At 40.6% G+C, this 20,392-nt stretch carries 21 protein-coding genes; 2 read left to right on the top strand and 19 right to left on the bottom strand.

The window, feature by feature from the left end:
* Positions 1 to 4: 4 nt before the first annotated feature.
* Genes NYE79_RS01980 through NYE79_RS01940 form a run of 9 tightly spaced genes read right to left on the bottom strand, consistent with a single transcriptional unit; the run spans position 5 to position 5,844 of the window.
* Positions 5 to 610: a TipC family immunity protein gene (locus tag NYE79_RS01980; protein ID WP_216728904.1), complete on the bottom strand. Its 606-nt coding sequence runs from the start codon at positions 608 to 610 to the stop codon at positions 5 to 7.
* Positions 611 to 620: 10 nt separating this feature from the next.
* Positions 621 to 1,088 (bottom strand): hypothetical protein, encoded by a 468-nt coding sequence (locus NYE79_RS01975; RefSeq protein ID WP_216728905.1) that lies wholly within the window; start codon positions 1,086 to 1,088, stop codon positions 621 to 623.
* Positions 1,085 to 1,693, bottom strand: a complete 609-nt coding sequence (locus tag NYE79_RS01970; RefSeq protein ID WP_216728906.1) for a TipC family immunity protein — start codon at positions 1,691 to 1,693, stop codon at positions 1,085 to 1,087. Before NYE79_RS01970 ends, NYE79_RS01975 begins: the two co-directional genes overlap by 4 nt.
* A 12-nt stretch (positions 1,694 to 1,705) precedes the next feature.
* Positions 1,706 to 2,329 (bottom strand): TipC family immunity protein, encoded by a 624-nt coding sequence (locus NYE79_RS01965; RefSeq protein ID WP_216728907.1) that lies wholly within the window; start codon positions 2,327 to 2,329, stop codon positions 1,706 to 1,708.
* A 12-nt stretch (positions 2,330 to 2,341) separates the two neighbouring features.
* The gene (locus NYE79_RS01960; protein WP_216728908.1) at positions 2,342 to 2,956 is read right to left on the bottom strand and encodes a TipC family immunity protein; all 615 of its coding nucleotides are present in this window, start codon (positions 2,954 to 2,956) and stop codon (positions 2,342 to 2,344) included.
* 4 nt (positions 2,957 to 2,960) lie between these two features.
* Complete coding sequence (locus tag NYE79_RS01955; RefSeq protein ID WP_216728909.1) at positions 2,961 to 3,569, bottom strand: TipC family immunity protein; 609 nt, start codon at positions 3,567 to 3,569, stop codon at positions 2,961 to 2,963.
* A gap of 10 nt (positions 3,570 to 3,579) precedes the next feature.
* Positions 3,580 to 5,220 carry a T7SS effector LXG polymorphic toxin gene (locus NYE79_RS01950; protein ID WP_251464334.1) on the bottom strand — a complete coding sequence of 547 codons (1,641 nt, stop codon included), beginning with the start codon at positions 5,218 to 5,220 and terminating at the stop codon, positions 3,580 to 3,582.
* Positions 5,210 to 5,569 carry a DUF3958 family protein gene (locus tag NYE79_RS01945; protein ID WP_216728911.1) on the bottom strand — a complete coding sequence of 120 codons (360 nt, stop codon included), beginning with the start codon at positions 5,567 to 5,569 and terminating at the stop codon, positions 5,210 to 5,212. Before NYE79_RS01945 ends, NYE79_RS01950 begins: the two co-directional genes overlap by 11 nt.
* Complete coding sequence (locus tag NYE79_RS01940) at positions 5,566 to 5,844, bottom strand: TIGR04197 family type VII secretion effector (RefSeq protein WP_339293748.1); 279 nt, start codon at positions 5,842 to 5,844, stop codon at positions 5,566 to 5,568. Before NYE79_RS01940 ends, NYE79_RS01945 begins: the two co-directional genes overlap by 4 nt.
* A 201-nt stretch (positions 5,845 to 6,045) precedes the next feature.
* Between NYE79_RS01940 and NYE79_RS01935 the strand changes: the two genes are divergently transcribed.
* Entirely contained in the window at positions 6,046 to 6,522 is a 477-nt protein-coding gene (locus NYE79_RS01935) for a redoxin domain-containing protein (RefSeq protein ID WP_216728913.1), read from the top strand.
* Between the two features lie 341 nt (positions 6,523 to 6,863).
* Positions 6,864 to 12,812, top strand: a complete 5,949-nt coding sequence (locus tag NYE79_RS01930) for an alpha-L-fucosidase (protein WP_339293747.1) — start codon at positions 6,864 to 6,866, stop codon at positions 12,810 to 12,812.
* 143 nt (positions 12,813 to 12,955) lie between these two features.
* Here the strand turns inward: NYE79_RS01930 and NYE79_RS01925 are convergent, their stop codons facing one another.
* The 10 genes from NYE79_RS01925 to NYE79_RS01880 all read right to left on the bottom strand — a co-directional run bounded on the left by NYE79_RS01925 (position 12,956) and on the right by NYE79_RS01880 (position 20,354).
* Entirely contained in the window at positions 12,956 to 13,111 is a 156-nt protein-coding gene (locus NYE79_RS01925) for an ADP-ribosylation/crystallin J1 (protein WP_339293746.1), read from the bottom strand.
* Positions 13,112 to 13,172: 61 nt separating this feature from the next.
* The gene (locus tag NYE79_RS01920; protein ID WP_000196988.1) at positions 13,173 to 13,466 is read right to left on the bottom strand and encodes a DUF5960 family protein; all 294 of its coding nucleotides are present in this window, start codon (positions 13,464 to 13,466) and stop codon (positions 13,173 to 13,175) included.
* Positions 13,459 to 13,821, bottom strand: coding sequence for a hypothetical protein (locus NYE79_RS01915; RefSeq protein ID WP_000567204.1), 363 nt, complete (start codon positions 13,819 to 13,821; stop codon positions 13,459 to 13,461). The genes NYE79_RS01920 and NYE79_RS01915 overlap by 8 nt, the downstream gene beginning before the upstream one ends.
* Entirely contained in the window at positions 13,818 to 15,233 is a 1,416-nt protein-coding gene (locus tag NYE79_RS01910) for a Y-family DNA polymerase (RefSeq protein ID WP_000540275.1), read from the bottom strand. The genes NYE79_RS01915 and NYE79_RS01910 overlap by 4 nt, the downstream gene beginning before the upstream one ends.
* A 3-nt stretch (positions 15,234 to 15,236) precedes the next feature.
* On the bottom strand, positions 15,237 to 15,923 hold the full coding sequence (locus tag NYE79_RS01905; protein ID WP_000284670.1) for an XRE family transcriptional regulator: 687 nt from the start codon (positions 15,921 to 15,923) through the stop codon (positions 15,237 to 15,239).
* A gap of 204 nt (positions 15,924 to 16,127) precedes the next feature.
* On the bottom strand, positions 16,128 to 17,093 hold the full coding sequence (locus NYE79_RS01900; RefSeq protein WP_070567808.1) for a hypothetical protein: 966 nt from the start codon (positions 17,091 to 17,093) through the stop codon (positions 16,128 to 16,130).
* Between the two features lie 239 nt (positions 17,094 to 17,332).
* Positions 17,333 to 17,638, bottom strand: coding sequence for a hypothetical protein (locus NYE79_RS01895; protein ID WP_339293745.1), 306 nt, complete (start codon positions 17,636 to 17,638; stop codon positions 17,333 to 17,335).
* A 30-nt stretch (positions 17,639 to 17,668) separates the two neighbouring features.
* Entirely contained in the window at positions 17,669 to 18,553 is an 885-nt protein-coding gene (locus tag NYE79_RS01890; protein WP_216728915.1) for a DUF4299 family protein, read from the bottom strand.
* 26 nt (positions 18,554 to 18,579) lie between these two features.
* The gene (locus tag NYE79_RS01885; protein WP_208447224.1) at positions 18,580 to 19,008 is read right to left on the bottom strand and encodes a hypothetical protein; all 429 of its coding nucleotides are present in this window, start codon (positions 19,006 to 19,008) and stop codon (positions 18,580 to 18,582) included.
* A complete protein-coding gene (locus NYE79_RS01880; RefSeq protein ID WP_251464318.1) occupies positions 19,008 to 20,354 on the bottom strand; it encodes a hypothetical protein in 1,347 nt (448 codons plus the stop codon). The genes NYE79_RS01885 and NYE79_RS01880 overlap by 1 nt, the downstream gene beginning before the upstream one ends.
* Positions 20,355 to 20,392 lie beyond the last annotated feature (38 nt).

The following is a 20,392-nucleotide window of genomic DNA, read 5'->3' as shown; positions in this document are numbered from 1 at the left end:
GTTATCACCAATTCTCCCACTGGGTTTCAATCTTGACATCGCCATAGTTGCTTGGTGAGTACTTACTGTCATAAATCGAACACCAGTCTTTCAAGACTTTCTGGTTGACGATTTCGTCGTAGTAAGAATCCAAATCCTTAGCAGTGATACCGTACTGCTCTAGGTAGGATTTCACCTGAGCTTCGTCTTCGATATAACTATCCTCATTTCCTGATATCACAATCTGAATTGACTTTGTGATTGTTTTAGTATTTGGATTATATTTGTTGACCATCCATAGCTTCGTACCATCAGCTATTTTTCTCTCAAATGAAACAAACAGTTTACTATACGCTTTCTCAAAATTAAATCCAACTCTCAGTTCAAGATAATCCTCTGGAGGAGTCTTATACTTTCCTAAAGGGCTATATTTAAAATGATCTCCATCACTTGGCCAGACATCATCGATTTCAAAACCTTCTATATTTCTTAAAATATTATTTGTGCGATAGGTTTTCTCTGTTTCCTGATAGATTTCATCAAAAATGTTTTTAGGTTGTTTAGAAAAAAAGTAAAGACAAACTGATACAAGTAATACTACTATTGTTAAAACACCTAGAATTTTCTTCATAGATTTCCTCCTAGTCCGCCACGGCTTCCAAGCGGTTTAAAAACTTGGATACACCTGAATAGTTACTTTCAATATATGCTTTAATGGCATCTTCACCTTTTTCCATAATCTCTAATGGGAGGATACTAGCATAAATAGTACTTCTGACATGCTTCCAATCTTTATTTTTTAAGAATTCTCTTTCTCTCTGAGAGGAATCTTTTTGAAGGTCAGCATAGTAAGAAGATATGGCTTGGTCATAGGATTGTCCCTTCTGCATACGGCCGATAAGATTGACCGAGTCCAAATCCGCCTTGTAATCATCCTCTCCGATGCTTGGCTTCATATCATTTGCATTAAATGTCTTGTCTCCCTCCCAGCCTGAAAGGTCCTTGACACGCTCTCTACCGCCATAGAGATCGGCTAACTGAACTTGATTAGGATTAAGGTGAGTCGCCATAGTGATGGACTGGTGGGTAAAGTCTGCATGGCCTGTCACCAATTCTCCCACTGGGTTTCAACCTTGACATCGCCATAGTTGCTTGGCGAGTATTTACTGTCATAAATCGAGCACCAATCTTTCAGGACTTTCTGGTTGACGATTTCGTCGTAGTCTTTGTCTAAATCTTCTTTGGAAATATTATTTTTTCTTAAATATTCTCTTACTTTTTCTTCATCATTAATGTACTCTCCAGCCTTTCTTGGTTCTTCAATGATGGCGAGCTCTTTTTTGAGCACTTTCTTTTGCATATTATAGTGTGCCGAATACCATAGGGTAATATTCGAATTAGTCTTTCTTTCAAAAAGAATCAACACCCCCTTTATACCTTTTCCAAAATTAAGGTCAATGGTTATATCACTATAGCCTTTGGGTAGAGTTTCATACTTTCCAAAAGGAGTATACGAAATATTAGGGTCGTCACTTGGCCAACCTGGACTGATTTTAAATCCATCTATATGTCTTAAAATATTATTTGTATGATATGTCTTCTCCGTCTCCTGATAAATCTCATCAAAAATGTTTTTAGGTTGTTTAGGAAAAAAGTAAAAACAAGATAATACAACTAGTAAGACTAAAGCTACTAAACTGAATATTTTCTTCATGTTATCACCTTATCACCAATTCTCCCACTGGGTTTCAATCTTGACATCGCCATAGTTGCTTGGCGAGTACTTGCTGTCATAGATGGTACACCAGTCTTTCAAGACTTTCTGGTTGACGATTTCATCGTAATGTTTGTCTAAATCTTCTTTGGTTATGTTGTATTTTTTTAAATAGTCTCTTACTTTTTCTTCATCTTTGAGATACTCTCCAGCTTTTCTTGGCTCCTCTAAAATTGCCAGTTCTTTCTCTAGAGTTCTACTCTTAAAATTGTAATAACTTAAATACCATAAAGAAAACTTTGAATTTGCTTTCCACTCAAACCGAATAGACATTCCTTTGTTTATACTATCGAAATTAAACTCTATTTTAGTCTCGGAATAATTTGCAGGAATATAATTATCAATGTAAATTACCTTGGGAGTATACTTTCCTGTTCCTTGCATATCTTTATCATATATTTCATACTTACGTACTTCGACATCTTTCAACTTGTTAAAGACATTATTTCCTAGATAGGTTTTCTCCGTTTCTTGGTAAATTTCATCAAAAATATTTTTAGGTTGTTTAGGAAAAAAGTAAAAACAAACTGATACAACTAGTAAGACTAAAGCTACTAAACCGAGGATTTTCTTCATGTTATCACCTTATCACCAATTCTCCCACTGGGTTTCAACCTTGACATCGCCATAGTTGCTTGGCGAGTACTTGCTGTCATAGATGGTACACCAGTCTTTTAAAACCTTCTGGTTGACGATTTCGTCAAAGTCTTTCTCTAATTCTTCTTTGGGAATATTATTTTTTCTTAAATATTCTCTTACTTTTTCTTCATCATCAAGATATTGACCTGGTTGCCTTGGCTCTTCAAAAATTGCAAGCTCTTTTTTGAGGATTTTCTTTTTTATATTATAGTGAGCCGAATACCATAGGGTAATATCCGAATTAATCCTTTTTTCAAAACGTATCGTCATTCCTTTAATACCTGAACCAAAATTAAAGCTAATTTTAATTTTAGAATAATTACTAGGAGTCGTTTTGTTGTCGTAAATTCCAAACGGATTATTAGATATATTTGGGTCATCACTTGGCCAATCTGGACTGATGTCAAAGCCATCTATATGTCTCAAAACATTATTTGACCGATAAGTCTTCTCTGTCTCCTGGTAGATTTCATCAAAAATGTTTTTAGGTTGACGCACAAAAAAGTAAAAACAGGATGATATGATTATCACGAATAAGGCTACTAAACCGAGGATTTTCTTCATGTTATCACCAATTCTCCCACTGGGTTTCGACTTTCACATCGCCATAATTGCTTGGCGAGTACTTGCTGTCATAAATGGTACACCAGTCCTTCAAGACTTTCTGGTTTACGATTTCGTCGTAATAAGAATCCAAATCCTTGGCAGTGATACCATACTGCTCTAGGTAGGATTTCACCTGAGCTTCGTCTTCGATGTAATTTTTCGTATCTGCCTTCTTCAAAACTATTTTTACAAATTTTTTTAAACTACGTTCTTTATGAGAATATACAGTCCACATTTTTATATTCACGTTGGACTCTATACGTTTTTCAAATGAAATCGAACCAATTTCATCTTCGGAATAAAAACTAAATCCAATTCTTAGTTCAAGATAACCTTCCGGAAGATTTTTATAATTTCCTGAAGGTGTATACCTTAAAAATTCTCCGTCGCTTGGCCAAACTGGTTTAATATCAAACCCATCTATGTTTCTTAAAATATTATTTGTCTGATAAGTTTTCTCAGTTTCCTGGTAGATTTCATCAAAAATGTTTTTAGGTTGATGCATAAAGAAGTAAAGAGAAACTGATACAAGTAATACAACTATTGTTAAAACACCTAGTATTTTCTTCATAGACTTCCTCCTAGTCCGCCACGGCTTCCAAACGGTTTAAAAACTTGGATACACCTTGATAGTTACTCTCAATATATTCTTTAATAGATGCCTCGCCCTTTTTTAGTATATACGCAGGTACTAGGCTGGAATAGATAGTCCTTCTGACCTCTTTCCAATCCTTATTTTTTAGGAACTCTCTTTCTCTCTGAGTGGAGTCCTTTTGAAGATCAACATAGTAAGAAGAGATGGCTTGGTCATAGGATTGTCCCTTCTGCATACGGCCGATAAGATTGACCGAGTCCAAATCTGCCTTGTAGTCATCTTCACCAATGCTTGGCTTCATATCCGTAGCATTTTTAGTCGTGTCTCCCTCCCAGCCTGAAAGGTCCTTGACACGCTCTCTACCGCCATAGATATCGGCTAACTGAACTTGATTAGGATTAAGATGAGTCGCCATAGTGATGGACTGGTGGGTAAAGTCTGCATGGCCCGCTCCGTTGTTAGAATAGGCCTTCAGTTTGGTATCCCAAAACTTATCAAAATCATCTTCTTTATCATAAGCTTCGGAATAACGTTTTTTATAAGTTTCATATAACTTTGGAGAATTTACTTTTAATGTTTCTGAATCATTATTTTCCCCACTAGCCAATTCGTGTTGCAGTCTAAGATTATAATACAGTTCTTTGGCCTTTTCTTCTTTCAACCCCAGTTCTTGAAAGATTTCAAGAACTGGTTTCAAAGTTCTCAATTTTTGGCCTGTATTCGGATCACTCACAAATTCGTAATAAAAATATTGCCACAATCCACCTGCCGTTTCGTTCCACTTAAAGTCATCATAGTTGGCTGCACCGACGACTCGCAAAAAGATATAGTCACGGAACTCTTGACTTGAGGTTGGGAATTTCTTATCTATCCCTTGCTTGATGGTCAAGAGCTGTTGGGCTGTCTCGGCATCAAAGCCGTATTCTGCCATCATGGTTTGGACAAAGGCCTTCTCTTGACGGCTGAGTTGCATGTCCTTTGTATCAGAATAGGCAGTCAGGTAGTTGGCCCAAGTCAGGTCAGATGGAATTTTAAAGACCCCTGTCTTTGCATCCCAACTCGTTTCGATCTGAGCCAGTCCACGACTCAACTGCACGTCGATACTGTCTAGATCATCGAACAGTCCTCCTGAGTAGCTATCATAGGCACGCAGGTCTCCCAAAATCGTTTCATAGACGCGTTTATTCGCGTGGTGTCCTCGCATGAGTTCCACATTACTACGTCTCAATCTCCCTTTTTCTTCGCTATCCATGGTCAAGGAAGAAAGGGATTGGTTGACTTCATCTAGGTAGGCGATCATTTGCTCTTCCTGGCGGATCTTATCAAGCAGATCATCCTCACGCCAACTCTTGCTGTCGACCATACTTTGGTAGTCTTCTGGCAATTTCTTGATAGCTTGAGAGAAAGTTTCCGCATAGAGCTGTCCCCCTTTGCTCAAGGGAAGCAAGACACTTGCAAAAAAACTTCTAGCCGAATTATAAGCATCGCCCTTTAGACTCTCCGTATCCTCTGAAAACTTTTGAATGGCTGATTGCAAGTCTTGATAAGCCTCCACCTGAGATTGGCACATGGTCGCTACACTCGAACTTTGTAGTTGTGATTGTTCTAAGTACATATCAATGCCCATGTCGTTTCTCCTCCTCTCTTTCTAGTTCCTTGCGTCTTTCATAGTAGACCTCATCCAAGTCTCCCTCTAACCGGAACTTTTCTTTTTTCAAATCATCCATGCGGTAGCTGAGGTTCTCAAGAATTTGGTTTTTAAGTTGGTTTCTCTGCAGGAGCGTTTCTTCCAACTGTCCTGCATATCGGCTCTGATAGGCCGCCTCCCACAAATCATTTTGATAACGGTGACTAGCTCTATCATACCCTTCAAAGGTTTCTATCAGTTCTTTGGTGCGATAGTTCTCTTTTCCATTGTCTTCTAGCTGGTACAAGAGTTCTCGCTCTCTTTTCTTCAACTCATCTAACTTGCTCATGTATGACTCCTAAAACCATTGGCACCCGCTTCATCTAGCGCCTCAAAATCACTCGCTATAGAGTGAAGTCGTTCGGAAGTTAGGGTAACAGCGGCTGTTATCTGACTAGCTAGATTTCGAGACTTTGTCAGACATTGATGGGCCTTGTTATTCCCTTGAAGGGTCGTTAGGTCGTCTTGACTAGCCGCTGCGATCGCTGTTAACGATTGACAAGCATTTTTAAGCTGAGTCGCATAGGTTTGCGCAAGATTTATATCACTTTTTACTATTGACATGGCTGTTTTATCCTTTTTCTCATTCCCCAGTGATAGGTTCACTCCATTTAGCTATATAGGCCTATTATACCATGTTTCATAAAAGGAACATCATTTTGTCCTGACTTATGTACAATTGTGTATTTTTTCAACAACTTCTTCCATCCAACTCGACGAAAAAGGTAAAAACTGTTACAATGTAGAAAAAGAAAAGAGGCCCTCATGACCAGTATATATGATTTTTCCGTTTTGAACCAAAACAACCAAGCAACTTCCCTGGAGAGCTATCGTGGCAAGGTTCTCTTGATTGTCAACACTGCTACAGGATGTGGTTTAACGCCCCAGTACCAGGGACTTCAAGAACTCTATGAACGCTATCAAGATAAGGGCTTTGAAATCCTAGATTTCCCTTGCAATCAGTTTATGGGACAAGCACCCGGCAGCGCAGAGGAAATCAATAGCTTCTGCAACCTACACTATCAGACCACTTTCCCTCGCTTTGCCAAAGTCAAGGTCAATGGTAAGGAAGCAGATCCTCTCTACCTTTGGTTAAAAGACCAGAAAGCTGGCCCGCTAGGAAAACGAATCGAATGGAATTTTGCTAAGTTTCTCATTGGTCGAGATGGGCAAGTCCTTGAGCGCTTCTCTTCTAAAACAGACCCCCAAACCATCCAAGAGTCTCTTCAAAAAATACTTTAATTTCTTTTTAAAACGTATCCTTTCATTTAGTTTGAGCCCTGAAAGGATGCGTTTTTTCTTTAAAAAGTAACTGATTTTCTTTAATTTATATTTATTTTTTTGCTTTTTGCTATTGCAATTCTTTCATTAATTTAGTATATTTGTTATATTAAAAGTTTTCAGTCATTTTAAGGGAGAAATGACCTTTTAAATTTTTTTATCTTAAAATGAAAGCGCTTTATAAACAGGAGGTAAGGTGGCTTACAAATTATCAGAGAGTTTTTCATTAAATCAAGTTGTAACCAAGTCAGACTTGGGCTTGGGCAGTAGCTGACTGCCTTTCTAAAAACTAGGAGTATATTATGAATCGATACCTTTTTGAAAAAGGGCAAACATTTAGCATTCGGAAGTTGACTGTAGGTGTGGCATCTGTTATCGTCGGACTGGCATTTTTTGCTTCTGGAACCGTGCGTGCAGACGAAACGTCTCCTGCCACAACATCCAATTTAGATCAGCAAATGAAACAAGTAGCAGATATAGAAGAGACCAAGGTTGAACCAGTCAAAGAAGAAGACCGTGTAGAAGCTGAAAAACAAGAAACACCTGTTGCCGATACCAACAGTGCTGACTTGCTCCCTGAAGACATTCAGGACCGTGCCTATCCAGACACACCTGTCAAAGAACTCGATACGACTACTATCGTTGACCAGAAAGCTAGTCCAAAAGTAGAAACTAAGAGCATTCTAAAGGACAAGGAAGAAGCTCCAAAAGAAACTGAGAACGGAAACCGTGCCATCATTAACGGTGGACAAGACCTCAAACACATCAACTACGAGGGACAACCTGCTACTGCTGCCACTATGGTTTACAGCACTTACAATGCAGGGGAACAACGCTACCTCGTTTCAGGCTCAGGTATCTTCGTAGCACCTAACCTGATCCTTACCGTTGCTCATAACTTCTTAGAGGCCAATAAAGAAACTGGCGAGGGTCACATTCGTGGTGGAAAATCTGCCCAGTTCTACTATAACGTTGGTTCAAACAGCGAAAAGAAAAATTCACTGCCATCTTCTGGAACTACGGTTTTATTCAGAGAAAAAGATATCCATTTCTGGAACAAGAAAGAGTTTGGAAAAGGCTATAAGAACGACCTTGCTCTTGTAGAAGCTCCTATTCCTCTTCCGATTGCCAGTCCAAACAAAGCAGCAACCTTTGCACCTTTAGCGGATTACAAGACGCATCAGCCGGGAGAAGCCATCAGTACGATTGGCTACCCAACTGACTCGAGCTCAAAAGAACTGAAACAACCTATCCTAGCTGGTCAGCTTTACAAGGCAGATGGGACCATCCGATCTGTTGAGTCCTATGATGATAAGGGAACGACTGGTATCACCTACAAAACCACTTCTGTATCTGGTTTGTCTGGTGGTGGGATTGTCGATAGCCAAGGAAAAGTTCTCGGTGTTCACCAACACGGAACCGTTGACAATGGTGTCCCTGAAAAGGATCGCTTTGGTGGCGGACTCGTCCTTTCACCTGAACAACTGAAATGGGTTAAAGATATGATTGCCAAATATGGTGTGAAAGGGTGGTACCAAGGAGATAACGGAAATCGTTACTACTTTACCGATGAGGGGCGTATGCTTCGGAACGAAACAGCTGTTATCGGAAGCAACGAATATTCCTTCAACCAAGATGGGATTGCTACTTTGACCAAGGGAGTTGAATACGGTCGTGTCCTTATCCAACACGAAGACGAGGAAGGAAATCCTGTCAAAGATAATGATACCTTTATCGAACAGACAGCTGTTGATTCTCCATTTGATTACAATTTCAAAAAAGAAATCGAGAAAACGGACTTCTATCAAAAAAATAAAGACAAGTACGAAATTGTATCCATTGATGGCGTAGCAGTCAATAAACAACTAAAAGATACTTGGGCTGAAGATCACAATGTTGTCAGCAAAGCGCCTGCCGGTACACGTGTCATCAAGGTTGTCTATAGAGTCAACAAAGGCTCTTTTAAAGTTTACTACCGTCAAAAAGGAACAAGTACTGAACTAGCTGAGGCAACAGTTGATAACAATGAAGGCCAAGAATATGAGGTTTCCTTTGTCAACACCTTCCATGCAAAAGACATTACTGGCTACCGTCCAGTTAAGGCTAGCTTGGAAGCAACTATCCAGCAAAAAGGGGTGAATGAGGTCGTCTTTGAATACGAACCAATCGCTGATACAGCCAATCCAACAACTCCGACTCCTCCAGTTGCTCATCCAGAAGATAAAGAAACTGAGATTGGCAACCATGGACCTCTTCCAAGCAAGGCCCAACTCGATTACCACAAGGAAGAATTGGCAGCCTTCATCCACTACGGAATGAACACTTATACCAATTCTGAATGGGGAAATGGAAAAGAAGACCCTCGATACTTCAATCCAACCAACTTGGATACAGACCAATGGATTCGCACCCTGAAGGAAACTGGCTTCAAACGGACCATTATGGTTGTTAAACACCACGACGGTTTCGTTGCTTATCCATCTAAGTACACCAACCATACCGTAGCTGCTAGCCCATGGAAAGATGGTAAGGGTGACCTTCTCGAAGAAGTTTCCAAGTCTGCTAGCAAGTACGACATGAACATGGGTGTTTACCTATCCCCATGGGATGCCAACCATCCTAAATACCATGTCGCAACCGAAAAAGAATACAACCAATACTATCTCAACCAGCTGAAAGAAATCCTTGGTAATCCGAAATACGGAAATAAAGGCAAATTTATCGAAGTTTGGATGGACGGTGCACGTGGTAGCGGTGCCCAAAAAGTAACCTATACCTTTGATGAATGGTTCAAATACATCAAAGAAGCCGAAGGAGATATCGCCATCTTCTCTGCTCAGCCGACAAGCGTTCGCTGGATCGGAAATGAACGAGGTATCGCAGGTGACCCTGTCTGGCATAAAGTCAAACGTGCCAACATCACAGACGATGTGAAAAATGAATACCTCAACCATGGTGACCCAGATGGTGATATGTACTCTGTAGGGGAAGCTGACGTTTCGATCCGTTCGGGCTGGTTCTATCATGACAATCAACAGCCGAAATCACTCAAAGAGTTGATGGATATCTACTTCAAGTCTGTTGGTCGTGGAACCCCACTCCTTCTCAACATTCCACCAAATAAAGAAGGAAAATTTGCAGATGCGGATGTGGCTCGCTTGAAGGAGTTCAAGGCAACTCTAGACCAAATGTATGCGACTGATTTTGCCAAAGGGGCAACTGTAACAGCAAGTTCTACCCGTCAGAACCACCTCTACAAAGAAAGTCACCTGACAGACGGTAAAGATGATACTAGCTGGGCGCTCTCAAATGATGCCACAACCGGTAGCTTTACAGTTGATTTAGGACAAAAGAGGCGTTTTGATGTTGTTGAACTCAAGGAAGATATCGCCAAAGGCCAACGTATCTCTGGTTTCAAGATTGAAGTCGAAATCAACGGACGTTGGGTGACATACGGTGAAGGTTCGACCGTTGGTTACCGTCGCTTGGTTCAAGGCAAGCCTGTAGAGGCACAAAAAATCCGTGTGACCATCACCGGTGCTCAAGCAACTCCAATCTTGACCAACTTCTCAGTCTACAAGACACCAAGCAGCATTGAAAAGACAGATGGCTACCCTCTTGGACTTGAATACCACTCAAACACAACGGCAGATACAGCTGGAACAACTTGGTACAATGAATCTGAAGGTGTTCGTGGCACTTCTATGTGGACCAATCAAAAAGATGCCAAAGTAAGCTATACCTTCACAGGAACCAAGGCCTATGTCGTCTCTACGGTCGATCCAGGTCATGGAGAAATGTCCGTCTACGTTGATGGTCAAAAGGTTACCGATGTCCAAACTAAGAATGCTAGCCGTAAACGTAGCCAAAAAGTCTTTGAAACAGATGATTTAGCACCTGGTCAACACACCATTACCCTCGTTAATAAAACAGGTGAACCAATTGCTACAGAAGGAATCTATACCCTAAACAATGATAGCAAGGGAATGTTTGAACTCGAGTCTACCAACTACGAAGTCGAAAAAGGAAAACCAGTCACTGTTAAAATTAAACGTGTTGGTGGAAGCAAGGGGGCTGCTACTGTGCGCTTCATCACAGAACCTGGAACTGGGGTTCACGGTAAAGTTTACCAAGATACAACTCAAGATGTGACTTTTGAAGATGGAGAAACAGAAAAGACTGTTACCATCCCAACGATTGACTTTACAGAACAAGCCGACTCTATCTTTGACTTTAAAGCCAAGCTCACTTCTGTTTCTGATGGTGCCTTGCTCGGTTTTGCTACCGATGCAACCATCCAAGTGATGAAAGCTGAATTGCTAATCAAGGATCAAACAAGCTATGATGACCAAGCTAGTCAGTTGGATTACAGTCCTGGCTGGCACCATGAAACCAATTCCGCAGATAAGTACCAAAAGACAGAGTCTTGGGCTTCCTTTGGTCGCTTAACTGATGAGCAAAAGAAAAAGACAACCGTAACAGCTTACTTCTACGGTACTGGTCTTGATATCAAGGGCTATGTCGATCCAAATCATGGTATCTACAAAGTCTTCTTAGATGGCAAAGAAGTTCCTTACCAAGATGGAATGGGAAATGCTTCAACTATTGATGGTAAGAAATACTTTAGCGGTCGTGCAGCTCAACGCCAAGGCAATCAAACTCTGGTTAGCCTAAAAGGTCTGGACGAAAACTTGCACGCAGTCACACTTCAACTAGATCCTGATCGAAACGATCTGTCTCAAAATATCGGTATTCAGGTAGACCAATTCATCACTCGTGGCGAAGGTAGCGAACTCTACAGCAAGGCAGATATCATCCAGTCTATCTCTAAATGGAAAGACGATCTGTCCAACTTTGACCCAGCAGGCTTGAAAAATACGGCCACTGCACGCCAAGCTTTCCAAGCAAATCTAGAAAAATTGAGAAACCAACTCAGTGCTGATGCAGTGGATGTTCAGGATGTCATGTTGACAGTCAGTGCCCTACAAGATATCCTATCCAAGGATGAGAACTATCAAAGAGGCCAAGAGGAACCTAGTCCAGAGCAACCGGAACAGCCTGAAGAACCTTCTAAACCTGATCAACCAGCTGAACCAAAACAACCGGAAATTGAGTACGATAAGGCTATGGACAGCTTGGCAAAAGCTATCGAGAAAAAAGTCGCTGAGCTTGGATCCAACAAGGAAGCTAAGAAGAAATTATTAGCAATTGCTGACCAAGCCATTGCTGCCATCCAAGAAGCTAAAACTCAGGAAGCAGTCAATAAAGCGCTAGAAACTGCTCTCGAACAAATCAACAAACTCGAAGCGGCTCAGCCTGAGAAACCTGCTGAACCTGAAAAACCAGTTCAGCCTGAAAAACCAACTCAACCTGAGAATCCAGTTCAACCTGAGAAACCTGGCCAGCCTGAGCAACCAGCTCAACCAAAACAACCGGAAATTGAGTATGATAAGGCTATGGACAGCTTGACAAAAGCTATCGAGAAAAAAGTCGCTGAGCTTGGATCCAACAAGGAAGCTAAGAAGAAATTATTAGAAATTGCTGACCAAGCCATTGCTGCCATCCAGGAAGCTAAAACTCAGGAAGCAGTCAATCAAGCGCTAAAAACTGCTCTCGAACAAATCAACAAACTCGAAGCAGCTCAGCCTGAGAAACCTGCTGAACCTGAAAAACCAGCTCAGCCTGAAAAGCCGACTCAACCTGAGAAACCGGCGCAACCTGAGAAACCAATTACTTCTTCAAGTCCTGAGGAAGGGGTTAAAGACCTTGTCTTTACACTTCCAAGCTTAGAAATCGTCAATAAGGTCGTACCGTTCAAGACGATTCGTCGCGAAAACCCACAATTAGACAAAGGAAAAGAGCAAGTTCTATCAGAAGGGAAAGACGGTCTCTTAGTCGAGTATGTTGAAGTGGACGGTGACAATCGCAAGGTTCTCCAAACAGAAGCAACTCCAGCTCAAGATCGAGTGATTGAGGTAGGTAGCAAACAAAGCTCAGTTGGAACAGAAGCGCCACCAGTTGTGACTCTTCCTGAGTATGTTCTACCAAGAGAGACTGAAAAACCTGCGCCAGCCGTAACAGATAATTCATCATCAAAAGATGAAAAAGCTCCTGTTACAGCTACAGTCAAAGAAGACAAGGAAAGACTACTCCCTGCAACTGGGGAACAAGAAGCAAGTGCCTTCCTCTTCTTGGCAGCCATTACTTCTATCTTGTCTCTCCTCATCTTCCAAAAGAATTTCAAAGACTAATAACCCTCTTTGATTGATTCTTTCTAATGATTCAGTTCCCCCGTTGAGAAGACCATTTGGTCTTCTCTTTTTCTATCTGTAAAATTAAAAAACATCCACAAATATACATGGATGTTTTGGTATGACTCTATAAAATAAGATGATCATTGAGAATAGCTGTTCTCAAATCCAACCACGTTTTCAAATAAACGCTCATCCAAAAAAGAGAGTCCCTCTTGTCTTACCTCATCCGAACTACCATTATAAGTTTCTGCAAGAACTCCACAGATAAAAGATGGTGTTTCTAATTCCAATACCATGAGATCTTCTGACGTTCACAAGCCATCTTTCCTAAATCAAACTTCCCTCTTCTACACCTAGTCACTGACTACTATTTTTGAGTCCAGCGTATGCATAGGTTCGATTTCTGGGACACTCTTTTTCCGTCACCACCCTAAAATAAAAGCGATGCTCCCGCCCATCCTTGGCGTTTTCCTTGTTTAAGACAAAGTAGTTTTTCTGATTCATCGCCATAGTGCGTAGGATGTCATCGATCAAAAAAGTCAAAGGCACATTCATAGCAGAGTATTTTTGAAAATCCTCTTCAAAACGAATATAGGCTTCTGAAAAATAATCCATCTGCAGTTTGTTTTCATACAAGTCTTTTCTAGTCATACACTCCCTCCTCCCACAGTCGAATTTCGAGGACATCTACTACCTCTACCAGCCTATAGCCCTCATTGGTCCTAATAGATAGAGTTTGAGGTGATAATTCGCTTACCTCACCAATGATCGTGGTTTTATGCCTTCTTTCCTTGACTACAAAGCATCCCTTCAGTTGCCCGACATAAAGCTGTGAAAGCAAGAGCAACTTCTCAACGGGATTCAAACTCGTCGAAAAAGCAACCCGATTTCTTTCTTCACCGAGTGAACTAGTATGCTCTGAGAGGAAAAAGCCCATCCACTTCTGCATCCCTGGATCTTGATAGTCACGCGCAGATGGAAAGGGTAAATAAGAACGATCAATCATTTTAGTCCATCTAATCCTCCAGCAGAATGCCCCCCAATCAGCTTGCTTCTGGCAAGACTCCTAGAGGCTTCTTCCAGTGCATTGGCCTTTAAGAGGGAGGTAAAACCAAATTGTTCCCGAATGGCATCAATAGCCGTCTGGAGCCTTTCTTCTTTTTCTAACTTGTCAACATCATCAAAGAGGGAGATCAAGCCAAAGGACTCGTCCACAAATCCTGAATAGTTGACTCCGACACTTCTGATCGCTCCAGAAGTGTATTTATTATGAAATAGCTTCAAAACATAATCCGTTAAGATAGCTGTATTATTGGTCGGTTCGACCTTCATTTGTGTGTGAATAGACGACCTGACCTCCAGTTTAGAGAAACCAACATAGAGAGAGACAAGGGTTGTTTTCTTGCCCGCCCTTCTCAGTCTAATAGCCACCTGCTCCGCCATTTCTCGGAGAATAATTTCGATATCCCGTAGCTTCACGTAGTCTCTCGGCAAGATTTGAGAATTTCCTAACCCTTGAGACTTGGCTTTATAGGGCTTATGAACATTGCTCTCATCAATCCCGTTAGCATGAAACCACAAACGCAGGCCAGCCTGACCAAGTGTTTTCTGTAGCTGGTCTGGATTACTGGTGGCCAATTCTCTGATGGAAAAAATCCCCAGAGCATGCAAGCGTTTCTCCATCCGCCTGCCAATCCCCCAAAAGTCCGTCATCTTGGGAATGGCCCAAACCTTCTCTTCCACATCCTGGTAAGACCAGTTGGCCCTCATGGTCGGAGTGTGCTTGGCCTCATTATCCAGAGCCAACTTGGCCAGTAAGGGGTTGGCATTGGACATACCCACTGTAGAGTAGATCCCTGTCTGCCTCCAAATATCCCTCTGGATGCGAGCAGAAAGCATATCTAGCTTGTCTTTGCGAGAGATACTCTTGTCTGGGATGAAATAGTTGAGCGAACTAGTCAGATCGATAAAGCCCTCATCGATAGAGTAGGGATAAATATCATCTGGACTACCATAGTTTTGAAAGATTCGCTGGATTTCCATATTGACCGCTATGTATTCATCCATCCTAGGTGGCACAACCAAAGTCACTTGAGCCCAATCTTCGATGTAGCGAACATAGTCTAAGTCAGTAGGCAAGCCTTGCTTTCGAGCATTGTAATAGGAAAATTTGCGCGTTTTGATATCAAAAGGCAGATCATAGGCCCGGCCAACATTGGACTTGCCAAAAATCTTCTTAAACATGGGAGAGGAAGCTAATATAAGGCCAGTAGAATTATCCGCGCGACTCATGACACAAAGCGAGGTCTTCAGCGGATGCAAGCCCCGTTTCACACACTCAACGCTGGCATAAAAAGATTTCATATCGACAAAGGCAATATCACTTTTGGGCTCTCTGGAATAATCAAAGTAGCCCATAGGCTAACCCTCCATCGGCACAAAATTCCCAACAATAATCCCCACAATCCGAGGATCTTCCTCATAGGAGATGAAAATATCCTTGTATTTAGGATTGATAGAGACCAGACGCAAGCCATCTTCCTCCCGATAAACCCGTTTGATATAGGTCTGGTTGTTGCAAACCACTGCATAAACCGCCCCATCATAATCAAATCCGGTCTCTCGAATCAAAGCCACGGAACCATTTTGATATTTAGGTTCCATGGAGTCCCCAGCCACCCAGGAAGCAAAATCGTGGGCTAGTTCTTCATTAAAGTAAACGGTATCAAAATTTCTATCGTCATATACCGAAGCCCCGATCCCTGCTGACATGCGTTCATAGACACGATACTCGTAGAGGCGCTCTGGCATGGTCGCCACCTTCTGTGTTTGTTCCTCTTGAGCTAGGTTGCGAGCATAGAGCACAACCTTGTCCTTCCCTTGCTTGGAGAGGCTATTGTAGAGACGAACAATCTCGATCTGAGTGAAATATCCCTTTGCTACCTTTAAAATATTTTCTAGCTGGGCAACCTTCTCCTTGGATGGTTCCTTAATTCCACGTTCCCAAGCCGAGTAAGCCTGAAAACTGATCCCAAGTTGCTCTGCAATTTCCTTCTGTGTCAATTTTAACTCTTTTCTCCGAGCCTTGAGTTTTTCTGGTTGGTACATGATTCACCCCCTAGTGTGATGCTTTATTGAGAATATCTCTCTTAGAAAAACAAATCGACGGTTGAGCTTACACCTCTAAAACTCAACCAATTCGGTTTAGTTTTATTATATAAAAAAAGTGGACGATTGTCCACTGGGAAAATCAAATTTTAACAGACACAACTGGAAATTATGAACAAAAAACTGGACTAGACCTAGCAACTCCTACTCTAATTTTTGCAACAGCTTTACAACTTGCTGATTATCAATCCTCACATAGTAAACACCACTATCATTGACAAGTTTATCCTCTTCATACTTAGCAATCTTTACAGCATAAAGACCTCTTGGTAGGGATTGGTTGGCAAAAAATTCCTTCATGAGCCTTTCAAGATCTTTTAGATAGTCATCATACAAGAGATCTCTTTTTTCCTTCGGAACGAAATATTGAAATTCAAATGTCGGTATAAAAATCTCTTTTTGGAAAAGATATTGAGCATCCATTGGATACATCCCTTGCAGAGCTTGGCCCTTGCTTTGATTTTCCTCCAATATTTCATTATAAAGATAGATATTATCAGATTGGTTATTAAATTCAAAACCAATACCTTGATACTTCAAATCAGGAAGTTTAGGATCTTTGATTGAACTGTCCAGTGTTTTTAAAAACTCGCTGGTGCCTGGACTAACCTCAATCCCTAAATAGGCTAATTCTGGGAAAACATTATAAATTTTTTTACCATTTTTGTAATCAACTTCTGCATCTGTCTTTCCATATGTTTCATTTTTCGAAAAGCGAGTATAGTATTTAAATCGAGTTTTAACCTGATAGTTTTTTCCAGCTATATTTTCACTATAGGTACCATGGATTATAAATCCTCCCACACTTGTATAGTTTTTCTCGTATTTTTCTAACTCAAACTGTCCTGTAAGACCGTAATTTTGATAAGAACGATGCACAGCTTGCTCAAGCTCAGTTCGACTTGCATGGGCAAATAGCCCCCACATATCCATTAGAGAAAAAATCGGACTGAACACTGTGAAGATTACCATTGGAATCACTATGGATAAGCAACCTATTAATAGCCAATTTCTTTTCTTGGCGTTTCCTTCAGATTTTTTAGCAGTTTTCTGTTTCCTTTTTAAGATTAGAATGAGCAAACCCAAAAGCACTAATACTAATAAAACCAATCTACACTCTCCTTTTACTTTTGACAGTTGTTAACAGGTGTATAGGAGACTGACAGAAATACTCATCTCACCTGCTAACTTATCCTGAATTCCATAAACTCGTCTGAAATGACGAACAATCCTTATGCCATTATACCACACGAGCGATACCGTGAGAAGATGAGAAAAGCAAAAGAAAACCACCTGAATTTGTTTCAGGTGGTTAGTTTCAAGAGACTAGAAATAGTGTCTATAAATCTTTATCTCTTTTTAGACTTCTTGACATGTTCCTTGTAGATTTTTGACTTTTTCCCGTACCATTCTTCAATGGTATAGCCATATTCTTCACGGTATTTCTCTTGGTTTTTATTGACTGTATTCAAGTTCTCTAGCGTTACTACATTGGATTTAAAAAATGATACCAAAAATAGTCCTAGGAAAATAGGTGCAATAGGTAACAAAGCAAGCAAGAGATACGCTAGGAAATGATTGAGCCCGTTGATGAAGAGATTGATTCCATACATCAACAACCATAAGAATAAAATAACATTATTCTTTTCTAACATCTGAAAAAGTTAACTGAACAGGAATTTTTCTTAAAATCCTCCCTTTTTCAAGACAGCTTGCAGAGTTTCAGGAGAAATTAGGTCGACCAGAACATACTTGGCATCTAGCATATAGATGCCCTCAGTCAACGACTCTAAGAACTGTCGATAAGGAACCTCGGCTAGTTTTTCCCCATCGGCTGTCATGATAAACAGTCGTGCAACTGCAACCTTACTTCCTCGATACTCTTGTAAATATTGAGGTTCTAGTTCTGGTTGAGCCGGCAAAATAGTTCGTCCTTCACTATTTAGATAATTGATAGGGATAATGATGTCCTCTCCATTTTGCTCTACTTTAAAAACTTGCTGCTCAGAGTAATAAGCATTTAGCTGTTGGGTAAAGCGCAAACGCTGGTCATAACTATTTAAGAGTTGCTCGTCCGGCACATGGATAATCTGCCCTAGGTAGAGTTCATTGATGTAAATAGGACGTTTCACTCCCATAACTTCTACTATAGGATGGACTTTTACTTCCTTAGTCAATTCTGAAAGAGCTGATAAGAAAATATCTGTGAAATGAAATTCTAGAATAGAATCTTTATTATACTCCACACCATCATGTTCACATACAGTTACATCTAAGAGAATGAGCAAGGTTTTCAAGAACATCAAGGCCCCAGTCCAATCAGAAGCTGTCGCCAAATCTGGGACAGATACCTGATAGGCTTGACGACCAAAAGATAGACGGAACCCTAAACTAGACTTCTCTTTAACCCCAAACTGAACAGAATGGAAATCCGAAATAAGAGAGTCTGCAGATGGCTTTAATCCTGCATCCTTAGCGGAAACGCTGTAACATTCAAAAAGTTCTGCTTGAAGCACCTCACCAATTCTTAGTGATTGGTTGCTTTTTATTGTAAAATTAACTGATTTCATAATAAACTACTTTCTTACTATCTTAACTATATAGGGAGATTTTTTCTAGTTCGAATTAGAGAAAACTTTTCTGCCTCGATTGGTAAAGAACAGTAATACAAATGTCCATACCTACTTTCAACTAAATTCTCCTCCTTCCATAGTCCATTTCTATTTAAAAATTCTATATCGTCGGAAACAATCGTTACCCATGAATTGGCTTTATCTAAATTATCATCACTTCGTTGAAAAATATCCCATTTTTGTTCATTAAACCAAATATAATCTATAATTTTATATTTTTTTTCAACCTGTTTCTCTGTCAAATATTTTCTATATTGTTTCAACTCTGAATCAAATAATTTATAACCATTATTCTCTGATAAAGGATCATAGGAAATCAAATAATATCCTGTACTATCACAATCAAAGTATTGATGTTCAATTCCATCAACCACTATGTATAATTTATCCATCATCCCTCCACGTAATACATTTTACCATTTTTCACAACTCCTACTAATACTTCCTCTCCTCCAACATTCAGATACATTTTTGACCCATCAGTTAGTTTGACTGAAGGAAATTTGGTGTCTGGCTTAACTATTTTACACTCCGGAATCAAATATTCACCAGACTTAATGAATCCATTACCCGATGCTGGATCAGCCTCTAGTTTTGTACCATCTCTATTACCTATCGGAATATCTATATAATCAGTGTCGTGTGTTCGAAATTCAATTCTGACAAATGCATCTGTTTTTAGTTTCAAATTACCATTCTGATCACGTACTGCAACCCTATTGCCATTTGCATCAATCATAGTTTCAACAAATGGAGAATTTTTATAATCAAGACGCAAGCCATTCACCGCATCTTCAATGGGTTTAATATCAATCACATCTCCTCTTTTTGATATGAATCCACCAACACCCCATCCTTTAGCACCAAAATAATTATCTGCATCTCCAACAGGAATAATCTTCTGCAGAACAGTTTGTTCCGTTGGATTTAGTATTGATTTACGAATATCAATCATCATATCATACTCATATTGAGACATTTCAGTGATACGTGTATTCCTTAGTCGATTAAACTCATCCCAAGAAACACCATACTCTTTTAGTTTTTGGTCAATGATTTCTCGAGTTGTTGGTTGACTTGGTGATGGATTCGCTGTTCCCTTGGCCTTCGGCACGTCCACATCACCTGGCTTGACTCCGCTAACAGCCTTGACTGCGCCGTCGCCTGATACCTGCTTGACCTTCGGTACATCCACGCTGACTGGTGGATGGGTTTTCAGCTTAGCCAGGGTCCCATCAGCTGGGCTGGCTTTTAGATGCAGGTCTGGCCTACTACTCAAACGTACATTAGCTGGATCCAGCTTGGGTATTTGCTTGCCTTGAAGTGAGATATCCAGATGAGATGTTTTGGTGCTTAGTACATCTACGGCTGGTGCTCCAAATTTTTTACCAATATAATTCCCTGCCGACTTCATCCCAATGCCCATCACTTGACCAAGCACCAAATTCTGAAGCGCTGCGTTCGGATCTTTATCCGTCGCAAAGGAGTAGATCACCTTGGAAACATCGTTTACATCATCCGCATGTTTCCCTGCGGTTGCTAGACCTTTCAATACCGTAGAGCCATTCTTTCCACTCTTAGCTAGTTTGGCCAGATAACCTGCCGAACCCATACTCACAAGAGTGACTGCTGCATCAATACCTGCCCATACTCGATCCTCTGTCGATAACTGATTTCCGGTAATCATCGTATGGCCATTAAAGGCCGAATAAGCACTATCAGCCGCTAAGTAGGCCATACTAGCATAGGTGACTGTTAGCGATGTCCCTCCCTGTC

The organism is Streptococcus sp. FSL W8-0197 (assembly GCF_037963785.1).
Lineage (GTDB): Bacteria > Bacillota > Bacilli > Lactobacillales > Streptococcaceae > Streptococcus > Streptococcus oralis_CQ.
Note: the sequence above shows the minus strand (reverse complement) of the source record. Positions and strands in the feature narration are given on the sequence as shown.